17 protein-coding genes are annotated in these 18,268 nt (G+C 60.5%); 10 read left to right on the plus strand and 7 right to left on the minus strand.

Going from position 1 to position 18,268, the window contains the following annotated elements:
* Positions 1–75: 75 nt before the first annotated feature.
* From ftsX to ftsY, 3 genes are read right to left on the minus strand one after another with little or no spacing between them, the layout of a single operon-like run.
* Positions 76–1,059 (minus strand): permease-like cell division protein FtsX, encoded by a 984-nt coding sequence (ftsX, locus tag JS46_RS16650; RefSeq protein ID WP_033753217.1) that lies wholly within the window; start codon positions 1,057–1,059, stop codon positions 76–78.
* Complete coding sequence (gene ftsE / locus JS46_RS16655) at positions 1,049–1,717, minus strand: cell division ATP-binding protein FtsE (protein WP_033753218.1); 669 nt, start codon at positions 1,715–1,717, stop codon at positions 1,049–1,051. The genes ftsX and ftsE overlap by 11 nt, the downstream gene beginning before the upstream one ends.
* A gap of 5 nt (positions 1,718–1,722) precedes the next feature.
* A complete protein-coding gene (gene ftsY / locus JS46_RS16660; RefSeq protein ID WP_033753221.1) occupies positions 1,723–3,201 on the minus strand; it encodes a signal recognition particle-docking protein FtsY in 1,479 nt (492 codons plus the stop codon).
* A gap of 235 nt (positions 3,202–3,436) precedes the next feature.
* On the opposite strand from ftsY, the gene rsmD reads away from it, so the two are divergent.
* The gene (gene rsmD, locus JS46_RS16665) at positions 3,437–4,036 is read left to right on the plus strand and encodes a 16S rRNA (guanine(966)-N(2))-methyltransferase (protein WP_033753224.1); all 600 of its coding nucleotides are present in this window, start codon (positions 3,437–3,439) and stop codon (positions 4,034–4,036) included.
* Positions 4,026–4,298, plus strand: a complete 273-nt coding sequence (locus JS46_RS16670; protein ID WP_033753227.1) for a DUF1145 family protein — start codon at positions 4,026–4,028, stop codon at positions 4,296–4,298. Before rsmD ends, JS46_RS16670 begins: the two co-directional genes overlap by 11 nt.
* A 24-nt stretch (positions 4,299–4,322) precedes the next feature.
* On the opposite strand, the gene JS46_RS16675 is transcribed toward JS46_RS16670, so the two are convergent.
* Positions 4,323–4,679: a DUF2500 domain-containing protein gene (locus JS46_RS16675; protein ID WP_033753230.1), complete on the minus strand. Its 357-nt coding sequence runs from the start codon at positions 4,677–4,679 to the stop codon at positions 4,323–4,325.
* A 158-nt stretch (positions 4,680–4,837) separates the two neighbouring features.
* Between JS46_RS16675 and JS46_RS16680 the strand changes: the two genes are divergently transcribed.
* Both JS46_RS16680 and JS46_RS16685 read left to right on the plus strand, forming a co-directional pair.
* Entirely contained in the window at positions 4,838–5,467 is a 630-nt protein-coding gene (locus tag JS46_RS16680) for a lysoplasmalogenase (RefSeq protein WP_033753233.1), read from the plus strand.
* A gap of 86 nt (positions 5,468–5,553) precedes the next feature.
* Entirely contained in the window at positions 5,554–7,851 is a 2,298-nt protein-coding gene (locus tag JS46_RS16685; protein ID WP_033753235.1) for a zinc/cadmium/mercury/lead-transporting ATPase, read from the plus strand.
* 12 nt (positions 7,852–7,863) lie between these two features.
* Here JS46_RS16685 and tusA read toward each other — a convergent pair whose 3' ends face one another.
* Positions 7,864–8,115, minus strand: a complete 252-nt coding sequence (tusA, locus tag JS46_RS16690; RefSeq protein ID WP_033753239.1) for a sulfurtransferase TusA — start codon at positions 8,113–8,115, stop codon at positions 7,864–7,866.
* 202 nt (positions 8,116–8,317) lie between these two features.
* Between tusA and JS46_RS16695 the strand changes: the two genes are divergently transcribed.
* Together JS46_RS16695 and JS46_RS16700 are read left to right on the plus strand one after the other, a co-directional pair.
* Positions 8,318–8,983: a 7-cyano-7-deazaguanine/7-aminomethyl-7-deazaguanine transporter gene (locus tag JS46_RS16695; RefSeq protein WP_033753242.1), complete on the plus strand. Its 666-nt coding sequence runs from the start codon at positions 8,318–8,320 to the stop codon at positions 8,981–8,983.
* 117 nt (positions 8,984–9,100) lie between these two features.
* Positions 9,101–9,655, plus strand: coding sequence for a DcrB family lipoprotein (locus tag JS46_RS16700; protein WP_033753537.1), 555 nt, complete (start codon positions 9,101–9,103; stop codon positions 9,653–9,655).
* 203 nt (positions 9,656–9,858) lie between these two features.
* On the opposite strand, the gene iolC is transcribed toward JS46_RS16700, so the two are convergent.
* Entirely contained in the window at positions 9,859–11,772 is a 1,914-nt protein-coding gene (gene iolC, locus JS46_RS16705; RefSeq protein WP_033753244.1) for a 5-dehydro-2-deoxygluconokinase, read from the minus strand.
* A 534-nt stretch (positions 11,773–12,306) separates the two neighbouring features.
* Here iolC and iolD point away from each other — a divergent pair.
* The 4 genes from iolD to JS46_RS16725 all read left to right on the plus strand — a co-directional run bounded on the left by iolD (position 12,307) and on the right by JS46_RS16725 (position 17,346).
* Positions 12,307–14,247 (plus strand): 3D-(3,5/4)-trihydroxycyclohexane-1,2-dione acylhydrolase (decyclizing), encoded by a 1,941-nt coding sequence (iolD, locus tag JS46_RS16710; protein WP_033753246.1) that lies wholly within the window; start codon positions 12,307–12,309, stop codon positions 14,245–14,247.
* 58 nt (positions 14,248–14,305) lie between these two features.
* Positions 14,306–15,322: a Gfo/Idh/MocA family oxidoreductase gene (locus tag JS46_RS16715; protein ID WP_033753247.1), complete on the plus strand. Its 1,017-nt coding sequence runs from the start codon at positions 14,306–14,308 to the stop codon at positions 15,320–15,322.
* A gap of 57 nt (positions 15,323–15,379) precedes the next feature.
* A complete protein-coding gene (iolE, locus tag JS46_RS16720) occupies positions 15,380–16,276 on the plus strand; it encodes a myo-inosose-2 dehydratase (protein WP_033753249.1) in 897 nt (298 codons plus the stop codon).
* A gap of 230 nt (positions 16,277–16,506) precedes the next feature.
* Complete coding sequence (locus JS46_RS16725) at positions 16,507–17,346, plus strand: MurR/RpiR family transcriptional regulator (protein ID WP_033753250.1); 840 nt, start codon at positions 16,507–16,509, stop codon at positions 17,344–17,346.
* 68 nt (positions 17,347–17,414) lie between these two features.
* Here JS46_RS16725 and iolB read toward each other — a convergent pair whose 3' ends face one another.
* Positions 17,415–18,230, minus strand: a complete 816-nt coding sequence (gene iolB / locus JS46_RS16730; protein WP_033753253.1) for a 5-deoxy-glucuronate isomerase — start codon at positions 18,228–18,230, stop codon at positions 17,415–17,417.
* Between the last annotated feature and the right edge of the window lie 38 nt (positions 18,231–18,268).

Consider the following 18,268-nt stretch of genomic DNA (forward strand, 5'->3'; position numbering starts at 1 on the left):
GAAGAGAGGGAGGTTCCTCTGCGCCCGGATCGTCGGCAACAGAGGAACATTATACCAAAAAAACGTTGCAGGCGGTTACTGGGGCGTAAAACGACGTAAATGTTGCACCGTCGCCAGCCAGGCGGCGATCCAGCCGATGATCGCGGCGATCAGCAGCAGCAGCAGTCCTTCATCCCACGAGAAACCTTCCAGCGAAAAAGTGGTGCCGAAGACCTGCGCCACCTGCGCCACGACCGACTGCAGACGCAGCACCAGCACCTCGGAAAGGATCAGCGACAGCACCGCGCCGCTTAAGCCGAGCAGCGCCCCGCCGTAGAGGAACGGCCGCAGAATAAAGCCGTCGGTTGCGCCGATCAGCTTCTGCACGTTAATGGTGTCGCGCCGCGCGAAGATGCTGAGCCGCACGCTGTTGCCGATCACCAGGAACACCGCGACAATCATCAGAATACCGATCATCGACGCGACCTGGCCCACCAGTCCGGTCAGCGCCGCCAGACGGGCGAACCAGCTGTCATCCATGCGCACCTCGTCAACGCCCTGCACTTTCGCGACGCTGTCGCGCAGGTTCTGCATGGTGTCGGAATTCTGGAAGTTAAGCTTCGGCGTAATAATCGCCACCGCCGGCAGCGGGTTCTGCTCCAGCATGTCCATCGCGCCGCCAAAGCCCGACCAGTTGCGGAACTCGTTCAGCGCCTCTTCTCGCGTCAGGTAGTTGACGTTATCCACGCCGTCGACCTGCTTGAGCTGCGCCACCACATTTTCCGCGGCGGTATCGTCCAGCGTTTTCGACAGATAAACCGTCAGCTGCGGCGCGGGATACCACTGCGTCGCGGCCTGGCTGACGTTTTTCCACACCATGTAGCAGACGCTGGGCAGCGTCAGCGAAATGGCGATCACCATCACCGTCAGCAGCGTCGCCAGCGGCTGGCGATACATATCCGACAGGGTGCCGCGCCACGCGTAGCGCCACTGTTCCTGCCAGCCGCCCTTCAGCGCTTTGCTTTTAGAGGGCGCTTTCGCTTTTGGCGCAGCGGGGCGCTTGTTGCGTTTATTGACCATCGTGGCCTCCATGCAGGCGTCCCTGATTGAGCGTCATGACGCGATAGCGTCGCCGCGCGATCAGCCCGCTGTCGTGCGTCGCCATCAGTACGGTGACGCCCACGCGGTTGAACTCTTCGAACAGACGCAGGATATCTTCCGACAGCGCGTCGTCCAGGTTGCCGGTCGGTTCGTCCGCCAGCAGCACGGCGGGCTTGTTCACCACGGCGCGCGCAATGCCAACGCGCTGCTGTTCGCCGCCGGAGAGCTGAATCGGAAAGCTTTTCGCTTTATCGAGCAGACCGACTTTATCCAGCGCCGCCGACACGCGGCGACGAATATCTTCGCCGCTGGCGCCGGAGATGATCAGGGGGATCGCCACGTTGTCGTAGACCGAACGATCCATCAGCAGGTGGTGATCCTGAAAGATCATGCCGATCTGGCGACGCAGGAACGGCACCTCGCTGTGGCGCAGTCGTGAAATATCGTGACCGCTGAACCAGATATGGCCCGCGCTCGGACGCTCAATGCCACAAATCAGCTTCAGCAGGGTACTCTTACCGGCGCCGGAATGGCCGGTCAGGAACGCCATTTCGCCCGGCCGCAGATGAAAATCTACGCCCTGCAGCGCCTGACGCCCGCCGAGATATGCCTTACTGACCTCTTCAAAGCGAATCATCCCAATTAGTCCTCTCGGGCAAACAGTGCCTCAATAAAATCCTCGGCCTTGAAGGGCCGTAAATCTTCTATGCCTTCCCCGACGCCGATATAGCGAATCGGGATGCCGAACTGATCGGCCACCGAGAAGATCACGCCGCCTTTCGCCGTACCGTCCAGCTTGGTCAGGGTAATACCGGTCAGGCCGACCGCTTCATGAAAAAGCTTCGCCTGGCTGATGGCGTTCTGGCCGGTGCTGGCGTCGAGGGTGAGCATCACTTCGTGCGGCGCCTCTTCGTCCAGTTTTTTCATCACGCGGGTGATTTTCTTCAGCTCTTCCATCAGGTGCGATTTGTTCTGCAGACGGCCGGCCGTATCGGCAATCAATACGTCGACGCCGCGCGCTTTCGCCGCCTGAATGGCGTCGAAAATCACCGAGGCGGAATCCGCGCCGGTATGCTGCGCCACAACGGGAATATTGTTGCGTTCGCCCCACACCTGCAGCTGCTCCACGGCTGCCGCACGGAAGGTATCGCCCGCCGCCAGCATCACCGATTTGCCCTGCGCCTGATACTGGCGCGCCAGCTTGCCGATGGTGGTGGTTTTGCCGACGCCGTTGACGCCGACCATGAGGATCACGAACGGCCCTTTGCCGCTGACGTCGAGCGGCGCGTCTACTTTCGCCAGAATGCCCGACATCTCCGCTTTCAGCAGACCGTAGAGCGCTTCCGCGTCGCGCAGCTGTTTGCGGTTCGCCTGCTGCGTCAGGTTAGTAATAATGCGGCGCGTGGTCTCAACGCCGACATCGGCGATCAGCAGCTGCTCTTCCAGCTCTTCGAACAGATCGTCGTCGATTTTTTTGCCGCGGAACAGGCTGATAAAGCCGGAGCCGAGGTTCTGGCGCGTTTTGACCAGGCTGCGCTTCAGGCGTGCGAAGAATCCCTCTTTAGTGGGACGTTCCTGCTCCTGGGAGATAATTGGCGCGGCGGCGAGCGGCAGATCGCTGACCGTATCCTGCGCGTCGCTCTCAACAGCGATCGCTTCCGCTTCCGCGGCGATCTCTTCCGCCGCCTCGTCCTGCGGCGCTTCCGCCAGCGCCAGCGCGGCCAGCTCTTCGTCATCCAGCGGCTGCTCTTCTTCCGGCAGCGTTTCCGGCAATATCTCGTCTGCGACAGGCGTCGGCGCCAGCTCCGGCTCTTCTTCCGGAACGATCTCCTCCAGCGGCGCGATAATTTCCGCGTCCTGCGCTTTCTGGACGATCGCTTCCGGCTCTGCTGCGACCTGTTCTTCCGCAACCACATGCTCTTCCGCGGCCTGCGCAGACGCTTCGCGCTGCGCCTCGGCGACCTGCTCGGTCAGCTCGACGGTATGCGCCGCTTCGGTTTCCGCCTGCGCTAGCGCAGCCTCATCTGGCTGCTGTTCAGGCGTTTCAGCAGGCTGTTGTGTCTCTTCTTCTTTGCCAAATCCCAGCCAGGAAAAAAAGCCACGTTTTTTCTCTTTTGCCATTGTGTGACGACACTCCTCGATGGCTTAATCCCGGTCGCTCGCTGTTCCCAGGGGATAAAAATTAGCTCTGGTTTTTACCGCCGAAAGGGCGAAAAACGGCAGAATTATGTATGACTTCAGCAACTCACTAGTCTAACACTTTCCAGCCAGCGCACCACAGCACCCTTTTTTACCGTTTCTTCTCACTCGTTCGCCCGTTAAACTACGCAACAAATTATGACGAGTTGTGAGCAAGATGAGTAAAACCCCTCGTGGCACAGGCGGTGCCGGACAAATCCGCATCATCGGCGGTCAGTGGCGCGGACGCAAACTGCCGGTGCCCGACAGCGCCGGACTGCGCCCCACCACCGATCGCGTTCGTGAAACCCTGTTTAACTGGCTGGCGCCGGTTCTGCAGCAGGCGCGCTGCCTGGACTGTTTTGCCGGCAGCGGCGCGCTCGGCCTGGAGGCGCTGTCGCGCTTCGCCGGTTCGGTGACGCTGCTGGAGCTGGAACGTGCGGTGGCGCAGCAGCTGGAAAAGAATTTACACACCCTGCGCGCCAGCGATGCGCAGGTGATCAACACCAATACCCTTAACTGGCTGGCCGGCTCCGGCAAGCCATACGATGTGGTGTTCGTCGACCCGCCGTTTCGCAAAGGACTGCTGGAGCAGACGCTGCAGCTGCTGGAGCAGAATGGCTGGCTGGCGGACGAGGCGATGATTTATGTAGAGAGCGAAGTCGAGCACGGCGCGCCGCCCGTGCCCGCTAGCTGGGCGCTGCATCGCGAGAAGATCGCCGGACAAGTGGCGTATCGTTTATATCACCGACAACAAGAGACATCCGATGTTGCTTAATTTAGGCCGCCTGTTAATGCTGTGCGTCTGGGCTTTTTTACTTTTTAACCTGGTCGATCCCTACCCTAAACCGCTGCGCTATTTTATCCACGTCGCGCTGTTCTTTATGATCCTGATGCACGGACTGCAGCTGACGCTGCTGCGCGCTACCCAGCCGAAAGACGCGCCGCCGATCGATCGCTGGACGCAGACCAAAATCTTTCTGTTCGGTGTATTTGAACTGCTGGCCTGGCAGAAGGCTAATTTTCCGAAGAAGAAGTAAAATAGCGGGCTGAACAGCCCGCTTTTACTGCGCCGGCGTAAAGCTGACGAAGCGCGATCCCTGCATCTTCAGCTCGCCCTTCGCGCCGGTATCCATCTGGTTGTAGTCACGCTCGCCCACAATCGCTTTGATATCGCTGGCGCCGTTCAGAGGATGGAACCAGGCTTCGTAGCGCATCTCTTCCCCCGCGATGACTTCGCGCTGGCGCGAACGCCGGTTGGGCGACGGATACTCCCGCTTGGTCTTGACCTTCACCATCAGCGTGCGCACCGGCGAGGCGTCGTTCACCGCCGTCTCGCGCCGCTGCTTGATAAACTGACGGGTCGCCAGCACGGCGATAACGGCCAGCACGATAAAAAAGAGTAGCGGTGGTTTGCTCATGGTTTTTTCTCGTCTCGTTAAGCTCTGGAAAGCAATGCGGGTGAAGCATACAACCAGAGTTGCCTGATTGTCACATTGCGAGGCCGTAACCTAAACTGAGATCGACTTATTGGGAATTTTCACCATCTGATGGACAGGTTGTCCTTAAGGGAGCAGCAATGCTTTGGTCATTTCTTGCCGTACTTTTCTCCGGTTGGCTCTATGTTGACGCATCCTATCGCGGCCCGCAGTGGCAGCGCTGGCTCTTTAAACCCGTCACGCTGTTGCTGATGGTGGGCTGGGCCTGGCAGGCGCCGGTGCTGAAACCGACCGATTACCTGATTATCGCCGGACTGATCGCGACGCTGGTCGGCGACGCGCTGCTGCTGCTGCCGCGCCAGCAAATGCTCTACGCGCTGGGCGCCTTCTTCCTCTCTCACCTGCTGTACACCATCTGCTTCGCCGCCAGTATGACGATGACCTTTTACTGGCCGATTCCGCTGACGCTGCTGATTATCGGCGCCATCACCATTGCGACCATCTGGAACCGCCTGGAGACGCTGCGCTGGCCGATTTGCACGCTGATCGGCATGACGCTGGTGATGACCTGGCTGGCCGCCGAGCAGTATCTCTTCCGTCCCACCGACGACAGCTTCACGCTGGTGGTGGGCGCAAGTCTGCTGCTGCTGGCGAATATCGTCTGGTTCGTCAGCCACTATCGCCGCCGCTTTCGTGCCGACAGCGCCATCGTCGCCGCCTGCTACTTTGCCGGACACTTTATGATTGTCCGCTCGCTGTGGCTCTTCTGATGTAAAACCAGCCTTGACTCTGGAGTCGACTCCAGAGTGTAGGATGCAGTAGCGGGCGGGATCGCCCGTCCGTTACTGGAGGTTTTATGCAGCAACATCATCACGAACACGCCTGCGGCTGCGGCCGCTCTCGCCATACCCATTCCGCCGCGAGACCGCTGTGCACCCTGCCTGGCGCCGCGCCCGCACGGCTGAACATCAGTGCCGCCTCGCCCATTCAGCCAGCCTGCGGTGGCGGTTGTTGCGAGGCCGACGACAGCCCAGGCGGCGACGGTCATGCCGGCGGCAACGACGAAGAGAGCGACAGGCAAGGCGGCTGGCGCTTTAGCTGGCGCGTCAGCGGCATGGACTGTCCGAGCTGCGCCCGCACCGTTGAAACCGCCGTTAGCCAGCTGCCTGAGGTGCTAAGCACCCGCGTCGTTTTCGCCAGCGAAAAGCTGCTGGTCGAGGCCAGCGCCGATGTCGCCGCAGCGGTTGAACAGGCGGTCGCGCGCGCCGGCTTCTCGCTGATCGACGACGCCCCAACGCCCCGACCCGCTTCCCGCTGGCGCGAAAACCGCGCCCTGCTGCTGCTTGCCGCTTTGCTGCTCGCCAGCGTGATGCTGAGCCAGTTTATGCCGCGCTGGGGCGACGGGCTGTTTATCCTTACGACGCTGATCGGCCTGTGGCCGGTGGCGCGTGGCGCATGGCAACGCGCGCGCAGCGGCTCGCCCTTTACTATCGAAACGCTGATGAGCGTCGCCGCCGCCGGCGCGCTGCTGATCGGCGCCCACGCCGAAGCGGCGATGGTGCTGTTGCTGTTTTTGCTGGGCGAACGGCTGGAAGCTTTTGCTGCAGCCCGCGCGCGCAGCGGCGTGACGCAGCTGATGGCGCTGCGCCCGGAAAACGCCACGCGGCTTAATGGCGACAGGCGGGAGACCGTGGCGCTGGCGGCGCTGCGCCCCGGCGACGTTATCGAAGTGGCAGCGGGCGGACGCCTGCCGGTAGACGGCCGCCTGCTGAGCAATGAGGCGAGCCTGGACGAAAGCGCGCTGACCGGCGAATCGCTGCCGGTCACGCGTGAAAAAGGGGATGCGCTGCTGGCGGGCGCCACCAGCGTCGATCGGCTGATTCAGCTTGAAGTGACCTCTGAACCCGGCGCCAGCGCCATCGACCGTATTCTCACCCTGATTGAAGAGGCCGAAAGCCACCGCGCGCCGGTCGAGCGCTTTATCGATCGCTTCAGCCGTCTCTATACGCCGCTGATTATGCTGCTGGCCGCGCTGGTGATGGTGGCGCCGCCGCTGCTTGGCTTCGGCGGTTGGCTGCCGTGGATCTATAAAGGGCTAACGCTGCTGCTGATCGGCTGCCCCTGCGCGCTGGTGATCGCGACGCCCGCCGCCATAACCTCCGGCCTCGCCGCCGCTGCGCGCCAGGGCGCGCTGATTAAAGGCGGCGCGGCGCTGGAGCGTCTCAGCCAGATACGCGCCGTCGCCTTCGACAAAACCGGCACCCTGACGCAGGGCAAACCGCAGGTTACCGCCGTGCTCTGCTTCGCCACAGCGTCGCAGGATGAGCTGCTGGCTCTGGCGGCGGCGGTGGAACAGGGATCGACCCATCCGCTGGCCGCCGCGATCGTCGCGGCTGCCAGCGAGCGGCAGTTGATTCTGCCCTCCGCCAGCCAGCAGATGACGCTGGCGGGCAGCGGCATCGCCGCGCAGGTCGAGGGCGCACAGGTCGAGCTGCTGTCGCCCGGCCGCGTCGACGCGTTGAGCGCCGAGCAGCGCGCGCAGATCCTGCAGCAGGAAGAACAGGGACAAACGCTGGTGGCGATCCTGCGCGACGGCGAACCGCTGGGCGCGCTGGCGCTGCGCGACAACCTGCGCGCCGACGCGCGCGACGCCCTGGCGGAGCTGAAGAGAATGGGCATTGAGAGCCTGATGCTCACCGGCGATAACCCGCGTGCGGCGGCGGCGATCGCCGGCGAACTCGGCATCGACTTTCGCGCCGGCCTGCTGCCTGGTGACAAGGTCGACGCCATTCGCGCGCTGGGCCAGCAGCGCCCGCTGGCGATGGTCGGCGACGGCATCAACGACGCGCCCGCGATGAAAGCGGCCACTATCGGCATCGCCATGGGAAGCGGCAGCGATATCGCGCTAGAGACCGCCGACGCCGCGCTGACGCGCGATGCGTTGCCGCTGCTGCCGTCGCTAGTGGCGCTGGCGCGACGCACGCGCGCCACGCTGCGGCAAAATATCGCCATTGCGCTGGGGCTGAAGGCGCTGTTTCTGGTCACCACGCTGCTGGGCCTGACCGGCCTGTGGCTGGCGGTGGTCGCCGACTCCGGCGCGACGGCGCTGGTGACCGCTAACGCGCTGCGGCTGCTGCGCGCGCGTCGCAGGTAGCAGGCGCGACGATCAGGCGCCGAGGCCCTTCTGGATCAGGTAGTGATAAGGCAGGGTGTCGGTCTGCTGCGCCAGCAGGCGATGTTCCATAAAGCGGCAGAAACCGGGAATATCGCGCGTGGTGGCCGGATCGTCGGCGATAATCAGCAGCGTTTCCCCATCCTGCATGGTGCGGACCGTTTTACGCACCATCATTACTGGCTCCGGGCAGCGCAGGCCCAGGGCATCCAGCTGATGGTCGGCATGGGAGAAGTTGTCGCTCATAAATCACTCGGTTCTAAACAGGGGGCGCTCATTTTAACGCGGCGCCCCGCAGACGCAAGACGAGAACGATTGCGTTAAAATTAACCATTGCGTAAATAGCACAACGCGGTAAGATGCCGCGGTTTTTAACATCGACACCGTCGCGCTGGCTCAGCTTTGCGCGGCAATGGGTTCCCTCACCCCAATATGAAAAAGGTCCACTATGATCGCATTTTCTCTGCGTCAGCGTCAGCATGCGCTGATCTGGCTTTCTCTGTTTCATCTGCTGGTGATTATCTCCAGTAACTATCTGGTGCAGCTGCCGGTCTCTATTTTCGGCTTCCATACCACCTGGGGCGCATTCAGCTTTCCGTTTATTTTTCTGGCGACCGACCTGACCGTGCGCATTTTCGGCGCGCCGCTGGCACGCCGCATTATCCTCGCGGTGATGATCCCGGCGCTGTTTGTCTCCTATCTGGTCTCCAGTCTGTTTTATCAGGGCCAGTGGCAGGGCCTGGCGGCGCTGCAAAACGTTAACCTGTTCGTCGCACGCATCGCCTGCGCCAGCTTTATGGCCTACGCGCTGGGGCAGATTCTCGACGTTCACGTCTTTAACCGCCTGCGCCAGCTGCCGCAGTGGTGGATCGCGCCGGGCTGCGCAATGTTCCTCGGCAATATCAGCGATACGCTCGCCTTCTTCTTTATCGCCTTCTATAAGAGCACGGACCCCTTTATGGCCGCGCACTGGGTCGAGATCGCGCTGGTGGACTACAGCTTTAAAGTCCTGATCTGCCTGGTCTTCTTCCTGCCCGCCTATGGCGTGCTGCTCAATGCGATGCTGAAGCGTCTGGCGGAGCGCTCGCAGCGCCCGCAGGTAAATTTCGGCTAACCGGCGATAGAGCCTTTCGCAATGACCCGCTAAGATCTTCTGACAATCGGGCGGTTGCTTTTGCCGCCTGATTCGAGTTGTATGAACGCCTTACTGGAATCAAATAAAGGGATTCAGATGCGAAACTTAGTGAAATATGCGGGTATTGGCTTACTGGTGCTGGGCCTGGCGGCCTGCGATCAGAAGAAAGATGACGCGACCGGCAGCAACGGCACCAGCGCCAGCCAGTCGGCGCAGAACGTAACGCTGATGGACGGCAAGCTGAGCTTCTCGCTGCCGGCAGGCATGTCGGACAAGAGCGGCAAGCTGGGCAACCAGACGACCAATATGCACGTTTACGCCGATGAAACCGGCGCGCGCGCCGTAATCGTTATCGCTGGCGAGGCCACTAACGAAGGGCTGGATGTGCTGGCGCAGCGTCTGGAACAGCAGCAGCGCAACCGCGACCCGCAGCTGCAGGTGGTGTCCGACAAAGCGATTACCCTGAAAGATCAGCCTGCGCAGCGTCTCGACAGCGTGGTCTCCGCCAATAACCAGACCTCATGGTCCTCGGTGATTCTGGCGAAGGTCGACGGCAAACTGCTGACGCTGCAGATTACCCTGCCGGGCGACAACCAGCAGCAGGCGCAGAGCGATGCGGACAGCATCGTTCAGAGCATCACGCTGAAATAAGCTATTGAAATGAAAACGACGGGATTGTTCCCGTCGTTGAGATGGCTGTGTTGTACAGACAGCTCAAAAGCTTAAAAAGCGGGAGGCATAAACCGAAGAGCAAAGCGTCCCGCGCCAGGGAAGGCGCGGGCCGAGCGAGCATGGATGCATAAGCGACTTTGCGATCGGTTTATGCCTCACGCGTCAGCACAACAAGCCCGCGACTAACCGCGCGCAGCGCGCCAGTAGCCGATCAGCCGCAGATAGTTGCCCTTCACCTTCTCCACCAGCGCCGTATCATCCAGCTCGCCCTGCAGCCACTGGCGCGACGGCTGGCCGAAAATAGTGCGTCCGACTGCAAAACCTTTCACCCAGGGCGCCTGCGCCGCCGCGGCGAAACCCGCCTTCAGCTTCTCTTCCGGCGCGTCGAGCCCCAGCAGCAAAATGCCGCGACAGTGGGGATCCTGCTGTTCGATCAGGCCGCCGATCGCCTGCCAGCTCTCCGCCGACAGCGGCGGCAGCTTCCACCAGTCAGGCTGAATGCCCAGCTGATAAAAGTGGCTGAGAATGGTGAGATAGTGGGCCTCATCACGATCGTGATTGCTCTCTGGCAGAATCACCTCAAGCAGCAGCTCATGACCGCTCTTGTTGCAGCCTTTCCAGACGTCGAGCACCAGCTCGTCCTGCTCTTTGCGCATCTCGGCGCTGTCATGCGGATGATAGAACACCAGACATTTCACCACGTGCTCGGCGGGCCAGTCGATCAGCTGCGAACCGATATTGCCGTGCTCCAGCCGCAGCGGTCGCGAGCCGGGCAGCTCGATGGGACGGCCAATCCACCAGCCCTTGCCGGTAATGGCGTTCAGCGCCTTCTGGCCATAAGTGGTATCGGCCAGAATGCCGCTCTTGGTCTCCAGGCCCGCCTCGCGCGCCGCCTCTTCAGCGGCCTTCAGCAACAGCACCTTCAGCGCCGGAATTTTGCTCTCGTCGACGCCCGCTTCGCGCGCCATATCGGCCAGCTGTTTGCGATGGTCGAAGGCGAAGACGTTCAGCTCCGGCCAGCGCTGTTTGCGCGTGGTGACGCGATGCAGATGATTAAGACGCGCGTCGAGATCGGGGCGTTTCACCTCGCGGTCGCGGCTGAGGAAATCATCCAGCTCCGCTTTGGTCGGCATCGCTGGCGCGCAGCCGTGACGCGATACCACCAGCGCGCCGCAGGCATTGGCGTAACGGCACGCCTGCTCCCAGCCCTCGTCGTTGAGCCAGCCGCGCAGCAGGCCGGACATAAAAGCGTCGCCCGCGCCCAGCACGTTGAGGACCTCAACCCGCACGCCGCTGTGCAGGCGCGTCAGCTCCCAGCTGTCGGGGATTTCGCCCTCGAACACCACGCAGCCCAGCGGACCGCGCTTGCACACCAGCGTCGCCTGCGTCGCCTGGCGCACGCTTTTTAGCGCCGCCAGCGTATCGGTGCTGCCGCCCGCGATATGGAACTCCTCTTCCGTGCCAACAATCAGGTCGAAATAGTGCAGCACTTCCTGCAGCTGGCGCGTCACCTGCTGCGACTCGATAAAACGCGTTTCGCCGTCGCCGAGCGACGTCAGCCCCCACAATACCGGGCGGTAATCAATATCGAGCGCGGTGCGCAGGCCGTTGCGCTTCGCGATATCGAGCGCTTTCAGCACCGCGGCGCGCGTCTGCGGATGCGACAGATGGGTGCCGGTCACCGCCACCGCGCGTGACGCATTGATAAAGTCTTCGTCGATATCTTCCGGCACCAGCCCCATGTCGGCGCAGTTATCGCGGTAGAAAATCAGCGGAAAACTCTCTTCATCTTTGATGCCGAGGATCACCAGCCCGGTCAGACGCTGCTTATCGGTAATCAGTCCGTCGGTATTACACCCCACGCGATTCAGCTCTTCGCGCAGAAAGCGGCCGTTGTGCTCATCGCCCACGCGCGCCAGCATCGCCGACTTCAGCCCCTGAATCGCGGTGCCGTAGGCAACGTTGCCGGAGGAGCCGCCGAGATATTTGGCAAAGGTGCTCATATCCTCCAGCCGCGCGCCAATTTGCTGTCCGTAAAGGTCGACGGCGATGCGTCCAATACAAATCACATCAAGCCGCTTCTGTTGTGTACTCATACCTGTGTTTTCCTTCTGTGATAAGCAGACACGCGGGCCAGAAAGCCGACATCCCGGCGTGCGTCTGGTTTTTGCCCTTGCCAGACTGACGATAAGGCGAGTATGAGGAATAAAAATTCCAAACACAATATGAAATGAAACATCCATCGCGATTTTGTGAACCAGGTAAAACTCTGCCTCGCTCGCGCATTATGTGCGCCATGTTTACGCTGTTTCGCCGCGTTTCAGGACTACGTGGCCTTTAGCGTCAGATACGCCGACCTGCATGGAACCAGCTGAAATAGAATGAAATTATCCATATCACCCGCTTTTCTCGCTTCTTGTTTCACCTGGCCTGCTCCAGCAGGCCCTGAATAACGCGTTTCGCGGTTAAATTTGATCTCAATCGCAAAATGAAATGTTTCTTCTGTAATCGTATTTTATGAAAAATATATTTGTTTATAATCGCTTCACGTTTCAGTTACCTGCGGTCGCTTTTGCGATACGCCACGTCGCTGACCTGCTACCAGGTTGCAGCATGTAAAGGAAAAGTATATGGCCACGATCAGAATGACTACCGCGCAGGCGCTGGTTAAGTTTCTTGATAATCAATACATTAATGTCGACGGCGTGGAAACGAAGTTCGTAAAAGGCCTCTTCGCCATCTTCGGTCACGGCAACGTGCTGGGGCTGGGGCAGGCGCTGGAGCAGGATAGCGGCGATCTGATCGTTTATCAGGGCCGCAATGAACAGGGCATGGCGCACGCCGCGATGGGCTTCGCTAAACAGTCTCTGCGCCGTCAGATCATCGCCTGCAGTTCGTCGGTCGGGCCAGGCGCCGCTAATATGATCACCGCAGCGGCCACCGCCACCGCCAACCGCATTCCTTTACTGCTGCTGCCGGGCGACGTCTTCGCGACGCGTCAGCCCGATCCGGTGCTGCAGCAGATTGAGCAGAGCCACGATCTTAGCATCAGCACCAACGACGCCTTCCGCGCCGTCAGCAAATACTGGGATCGCATCAGCCGTCCTGAACAGCTGATGACCGCCTGCATCAACGCGCTGCGCGTGCTGACCGATCCCGCCGAAACCGGCGCGGTGACCCTCGCGCTGCCGCAGGACGTGCAGAGCGAAGCCTGGGATTTCCCGGACTACTTCTTTCAGAAACGCGTACACCGCCTCGATCGTCGCCTGCCGACCGCCGCGCAGCTTAACGACGCGCTGGCGCTGATCGGCCGCAAGTGCAAGCCGATGATCGTGCTGGGCGGCGGCGTGAAATATTCCGAAGCGGGCGAGGCGCTGCGCCAGTTCGCCGAACGCTATCAGATCCCCTTCGCCGAAACCCAGGCGGGCAAAGGCACTATCGTCTCCGATCATCCGCTCAACGTCGGCGGCGTGGGCGAAACCGGCTGCCTGGCCGCCAACCTGCTGGCGAAAGAGGCGGACCTGGTGATTGGCGTCGGCACGCGCTACACCGACTTCACCACCGCATCAAAATGGATCTTCCAGCATCCTGAGGTCAGCTTCCTTAACGTCAACGTCAGCAACTTCGACAGCTACAAGCTCGACGGCGTGCAGCTGCTGGCGGACGCGCGCGAAGCGCTTGTCGCGCTGGAGGCGGGGCTGGCGGATAAAAACTACCGCAACGACTGGGGCGATCAGATCGCGCAGGCGCAGAGCAAACTGCTGAAAGAGACGCAGCGCGTCTATCAGGTGGAATACAGCGGCGACGGCTTTATTCCGGAAATTGCCGACCATCTCGATCGCGACGCGGTGTTCGCCGAATTCAATCGCCTGACCCAGTCGGTGCTCACCCAGAGCCGCGTGCTCGGCACGCTAAACGAGCAGCTCCCAAAGGATGCAGTGATTGTCGCGGCAGCGGGCAGTCTGCCGGGCGATCTGCAGCGCGTCTGGCGCACCCGCGACTACAACTCGTACCACGTTGAGTACGACTATTCCTGCATGGGGTATGAGGTCAACGCCGCGCTGGGCGCGAAGCTGGCGCAGCCGCATCGCGAGGTCTACGCGCTGCTGGGCGACGGCTCTTTTATGATGCTGCACTCCGAACTGGTCACCTCGATTCAGGAGCGCGCCAAGATCAACGTGGTGCTGTTCGACAATATGACCAACGGCTGCATCAACAACCTGCAGATGGAGCATGGCATGGACAGCTTCAGCACCGAGTTCCGCTTCCGCAACCCGGAAGGCGGCAAGCTGGACGGCGGCTTCGTGCCGGTGGACTTCGCCGCCATCGCGGCGGGCTACGGCTGCAAAACTTATTGCGTGACGACGCTGGAGCAGCTTGCTGAGGCGTTGGAAGATGCGCAGAAGCAGAGCGTTTCCACGCTTATCGACATCAAGGTGCTGCCGAAAACCATGGTGCACAAATATTTCAGCTGGTGGCACGTCGGCGTGGCGCAGGCTTCCACCTCCGAACGCACGCAGGCGGTGGCAGAGAAGCTTAATGCCCACCTCGACCAGGCGCGCAAATACTAATATTCCGGCCGGAACATCCGGCCCTTTATTCCTCGCTATGAACCCTACAGGTGTAATTATGACTTTGAAACTTGGCGTTATCGGTGCCGGCGCAATCGGCCAGGAACATATTCGTCGCTGCAATAATGTCCTGCAGGGGGCAAAAGTGGTGGCGGTATCGGATATCAACGTAGACGGCGCGCGCGCCGCGCTGCAGCGCCTGAATATTGAGGCGGAGGTCTACGCCGACGGCCATCAGGTCATCAAATCGCCGGAAGTCGACGCGATTCTGGTGACCTCCTGGGATCCGACCCATGAAGAATTTACGCTGGCAGCCATCGCCGCCGGTAAACCGGTGTTCTGCGAAAAGCCGCTGGCGCTGAGCGCGGAAGGCTGCCGTCGCGTAGTGGACGCAGAGATCCAGCACGGCAAGCGTCTGGTGCAGGTCGGCTTTATGCGTCCGTATGACGCAGGCTATCGCGCGCTGAAAAAAGTCATCGCCGACGGCGGCATCGGCGAGCCGCTGATGCTGCACTGCGCGCACCGCAACCCGTCGGTGCCGGAGAGCTATACCACCGATATGGCGATCACCAATACGCTGATCCACGAGCTGGACGTGCTGCGCTGGCTGACCAACGACGACTATAAAAGCGTGCAGGTGGTCTTCCCGCGCGTGACGTCGAAATCGCATGCGCGCCTGAAAGATCCGCAAATCGTGCTGTTCGAAACGCAAAAAGGGGTGCGCATCGACGTGGAGATCTTCGTTAACTGCGCCTACGGCTACGACATCCAGTGCGAAGTCGTCGGCGAAACCGGCATCGCGAAGCTGCCGGAGCCTGCCTCGGTGCAGCTGCGCAGCGAAGCCAAACTCTCCACCACCATCCTGACCGACTGGAAAGATCGTTTTATCGAGGCGTACGACGTTGAACTGCAGGCCTTTATCAACGACGTGAAGGCGGGCGAACTGACCGGCCCGTCCGCCTGGGACGGCTTCGCCGCCTCGGTGGCCGCCGACGCCTGCCTGAAAGCGCAGCAGAGCGGCGCCATCGAGCCGGTGGAAATGCCGCCGCGCCCCGCCTTCTACGATAAGAAATAAACGTTTCCCTTTCCTTGCGGGCGGCTGCGGCCGCCCTGACCCGTCAGGACTAAACAGATGAACAAAGAGAATGTAAAACTGGCCATTGCGCCGATTGGCTGGACCAACGACGATATGCCGGAGCTGGGCAAAGAGAACACTTTTCAGCAGACGGTGAGCGAGATGGCGCTGGCGGGCTTTACCGGCAGCGAAGTCGGCAGCAAATATCCGCGCGATCCGGCGGTTTTAAAGCCGATGCTCGACATTCGCGGCATCGAAATTTGCAACGCCTGGTTCAGCACCTTTTTCGCCAACGGCGAGAAAGCGAAAACCATCGACGAATTCGTTAACCACATGAATTTTTTGCACGCCATGGGTGCGCGCGTTATCGGCTGTTCCGAGCAGAGCAAAAGCATCCAGGGCACTACGCTGCCAGTGCTGGAGCAAAAGCCGATCTTCACTGACGAAGAGTGGCGCCTGACGGCCGAAGGCTATAACGAACTGGCGGAGATCGCCGCGGCGAAAGGGATGCGCGTGACGCTGCACCATCATATGGGCACCGGCATTCAGACCGTGGAAGAGATCGACCGCTTTATGGCGCTGACCAATGATAATGTCGGGCTGCTCTACGATACCGGGCATATCTACTATTCCGAAGGCTCGCAGCAGGCGATGCTCGACGTGCTGCAGAAATATCTGCCGCGTATTTTTCACGTTCATCTGAAAGATGTGCGCGACGAGATTGTCGCCGAAGTACGCGACAACCATCTCTGCTTCCTCGACGGCGTGAAGAAAGGCACCTTCACCGTGCCGGGCGACGGCGTTATCGACTTTAAGCCGGTGTTTAAGATGCTGGATGATTACGGCTATAAGGGCTGGATGGTGGTGGAAGCCGAGCAGGATCCGGCACTGGCCAATCCGTTTGAATATGCGGTGAAAGCGCGCAAATATATTCGCGAGCACGCCGGGCTGTAACGCCGTTCATCGGACCGCCCTGCGCGCTTCAGTGCTGCGCAGAGTGGTCCGTTCCGCTTTTTCGTCTGCTTTTCACCGCTATTCCCGCCACATTCCCTGCATTATGTGAGGTAATTCATAAACCGATGAAATAAACCCCGCTGTGGGCGCAAACAAATGAAATTTTCCATCCATCTGGTACTATAGCGCTCATTATCCAGCCATATTTCTTTTTTTGACGGGCCGAAGTAATGACCAATAACCCTACTCAACTCTCCCTGTTACAGGATGATATTCGTCGCCGCTACGAAACGCTGAGCAAGCGCCTGAAGCAGGTGGCTCGTTATATTCTCGATAACAGCAACAGTATCGCTTTCGATACCGTGGCCTCTATCGCCGCGCAGGCTGACGTGCCGCCGTCGACGCTGATTCGCTTCGCCAACGCGTTCGGCTTTAGCGGCTTTAACGAAATGAAACAGGTTTTTCGTCAACACCTGATGGAAGAGACGGTCAACTATACCGAGCGCGCGCGCCTGTTCCGTCAGACCGCCACCGACGACGCCGCCACCTCGCCGGAAAGCCCGGCGGAGATCCTGAATGTCTTCACTATGGTCAACAGCCAGGCGTTGCAGCAGCTGGCGATGCAGGTCAATCCTGACCAGCTGAATAAAGCGGTGCAGCTGCTGAACGAAGCGGAGAATATCTATGTCATCGGCCTGCGCCGCTCGTTTAGCGTCGCCTCCTATCTGGTCTATGCGCTGCGCCATCTTGAACGTCGCGCTTTCCTGATCGACGGTCTGGGCGGCATGTTCACCGAGCAGCTCAGCCTGGTAAACCCAAAAGATGTGGTTATCGCCATCAGCTACTCTCCGTACGCGCGCGAAGCGGTAGAGCTGGTGGAGATGGGCGCGAAGCGCGGCGCGCATCAAATCGCCATTACCGATAGCCAGGTCAGCCCGCTGGCGGCCTTCAGCGACGTCTGCTTTGTAGTGCGCGAAGCGCAGGTGGACGGGTTCCGTTCGCAGGTCGCCTCGCTCTGCCTGGCGCAGACGCTGGCGGTGTCGCTGGCGTTGAATAACGCCAGCGCGTAAATCCAGTTTGTAGCATTAAAAAGGGCAACTCCAGAGTTGCCCTTTTTTATTTCTGAATGCAGCCGCTGCTAGCCGCGCGGATAGCTATCGCTGTTTACCCAGGCGTGATCTTTCTCCCAGGTGAATTTCCACAGCCGCACCGGGCCGGCCATCACGTTCAGATAGTAGTTGTTGTAGCCGGCAATGGTCGCCACCGGATGGTAGCCGCGCGGCACGGTCACCACGTCGCGGTTATAGGGCGCCATACACTCATCGAGCGAGCGATCGTCGGTGTAGACGCGCTGCATGGCGAAACCCTGCTCGGGCTCGAAACGGTGATAGTAGGTCTCTTCCAGATAGGTTTCGTTTTCGCTGTTTTCTTCGTCGTGCTTATGGCTCGGATAAGAGCTGGTATCGCCTTCGTTGGTATAGACCTCCACCACCAGCAGGCTATCGGCCGGTTTGTCGTCCGGCAGAATATTGTGCACCAGACGCTGATTGCGTCCCTTGCCGCGCTGCTCGACGCCAACATCCGCTGGCGCGATCAGGCGCGCCGGCAAGTTGCCCCGGCCAGGGGCGTTGCAGACCGCCAGCTCCAGATCGCTGTCGGCGACGATTTCCACCTCGTCGTCGTGCGGCACATACACCGAATAAGGCGGCACGCGCTCGAAGGGCGACATGCGCTTGCCGATGCCGGGAAACTCAGCATGGCGCGTTTTCACCGAGGCAAGCCCCGCTACCAGCACCAGGCAAAGCTCTTTATCACCGCTGCTTAGCCGCAGCGTGTCGCCTTTTTTCAACAGATAGGCGTCAAAACCGACATAGCGCCATCCCGCGCTTTCCGGGGTGACGTGCTGGATGCGGCCGCTGGCGTCCGGCTGCTGCGCTTTTGCAAGAAAAGACATCCCACTCTCCTTTTTCAATCTGCAAACAAGCCGCTACA

Source organism: Pantoea sp. NGS-ED-1003, from assembly GCF_000738765.1.
In the GTDB taxonomy this organism is placed as follows: Bacteria; Pseudomonadota; Gammaproteobacteria; order Enterobacterales; family Enterobacteriaceae; genus Pantoea; species Pantoea septica.

Excerpts from the sequence above, each read along its gene's own strand:
- rsmD (WP_033753224.1), top strand. The coding sequence starts at position 3,437 with ATGAGTAAAACCCCTCGTGGCACAGGCGGTGCCGGACAAATCCGCATC.
- iolD (WP_033753246.1), top strand. The coding sequence starts at position 12,307 with ATGGCCACGATCAGAATGACTACCGCGCAGGCGCTGGTTAAGTTTCTT.
- JS46_RS16715 (WP_033753247.1), top strand. The coding sequence starts at position 14,306 with ATGACTTTGAAACTTGGCGTTATCGGTGCCGGCGCAATCGGCCAGGAA.
- JS46_RS16695 (WP_033753242.1), top strand. The coding sequence starts at position 8,318 with ATGATCGCATTTTCTCTGCGTCAGCGTCAGCATGCGCTGATCTGGCTT.
- JS46_RS16680 (WP_033753233.1), top strand. The coding sequence starts at position 4,838 with ATGCTTTGGTCATTTCTTGCCGTACTTTTCTCCGGTTGGCTCTATGTT.
- iolC (WP_033753244.1), bottom strand. The coding sequence starts at position 11,772 with ATGAGTACACAACAGAAGCGGCTTGATGTGATTTGTATTGGACGCATC.
- JS46_RS16670 (WP_033753227.1), top strand. The coding sequence starts at position 4,026 with ATGTTGCTTAATTTAGGCCGCCTGTTAATGCTGTGCGTCTGGGCTTTT.
- iolE (WP_033753249.1), top strand. The coding sequence starts at position 15,380 with ATGAACAAAGAGAATGTAAAACTGGCCATTGCGCCGATTGGCTGGACC.
- JS46_RS16700 (WP_033753537.1), top strand. The coding sequence starts at position 9,101 with ATGCGAAACTTAGTGAAATATGCGGGTATTGGCTTACTGGTGCTGGGC.
- JS46_RS16725 (WP_033753250.1), top strand. The coding sequence starts at position 16,507 with ATGACCAATAACCCTACTCAACTCTCCCTGTTACAGGATGATATTCGT.
- ftsE (WP_033753218.1), bottom strand. The coding sequence starts at position 1,717 with ATGATTCGCTTTGAAGAGGTCAGTAAGGCATATCTCGGCGGGCGTCAG.
- ftsY (WP_033753221.1), bottom strand. The coding sequence starts at position 3,201 with ATGGCAAAAGAGAAAAAACGTGGCTTTTTTTCCTGGCTGGGATTTGGC.
- tusA (WP_033753239.1), bottom strand. The coding sequence starts at position 8,115 with ATGAGCGACAACTTCTCCCATGCCGACCATCAGCTGGATGCCCTGGGC.
- JS46_RS16675 (WP_033753230.1), bottom strand. The coding sequence starts at position 4,679 with ATGAGCAAACCACCGCTACTCTTTTTTATCGTGCTGGCCGTTATCGCC.
- JS46_RS16685 (WP_033753235.1), top strand. The coding sequence starts at position 5,554 with ATGCAGCAACATCATCACGAACACGCCTGCGGCTGCGGCCGCTCTCGC.
- ftsX (WP_033753217.1), bottom strand. The coding sequence starts at position 1,059 with ATGGTCAATAAACGCAACAAGCGCCCCGCTGCGCCAAAAGCGAAAGCG.
- iolB (WP_033753253.1), bottom strand. The coding sequence starts at position 18,230 with ATGTCTTTTCTTGCAAAAGCGCAGCAGCCGGACGCCAGCGGCCGCATC.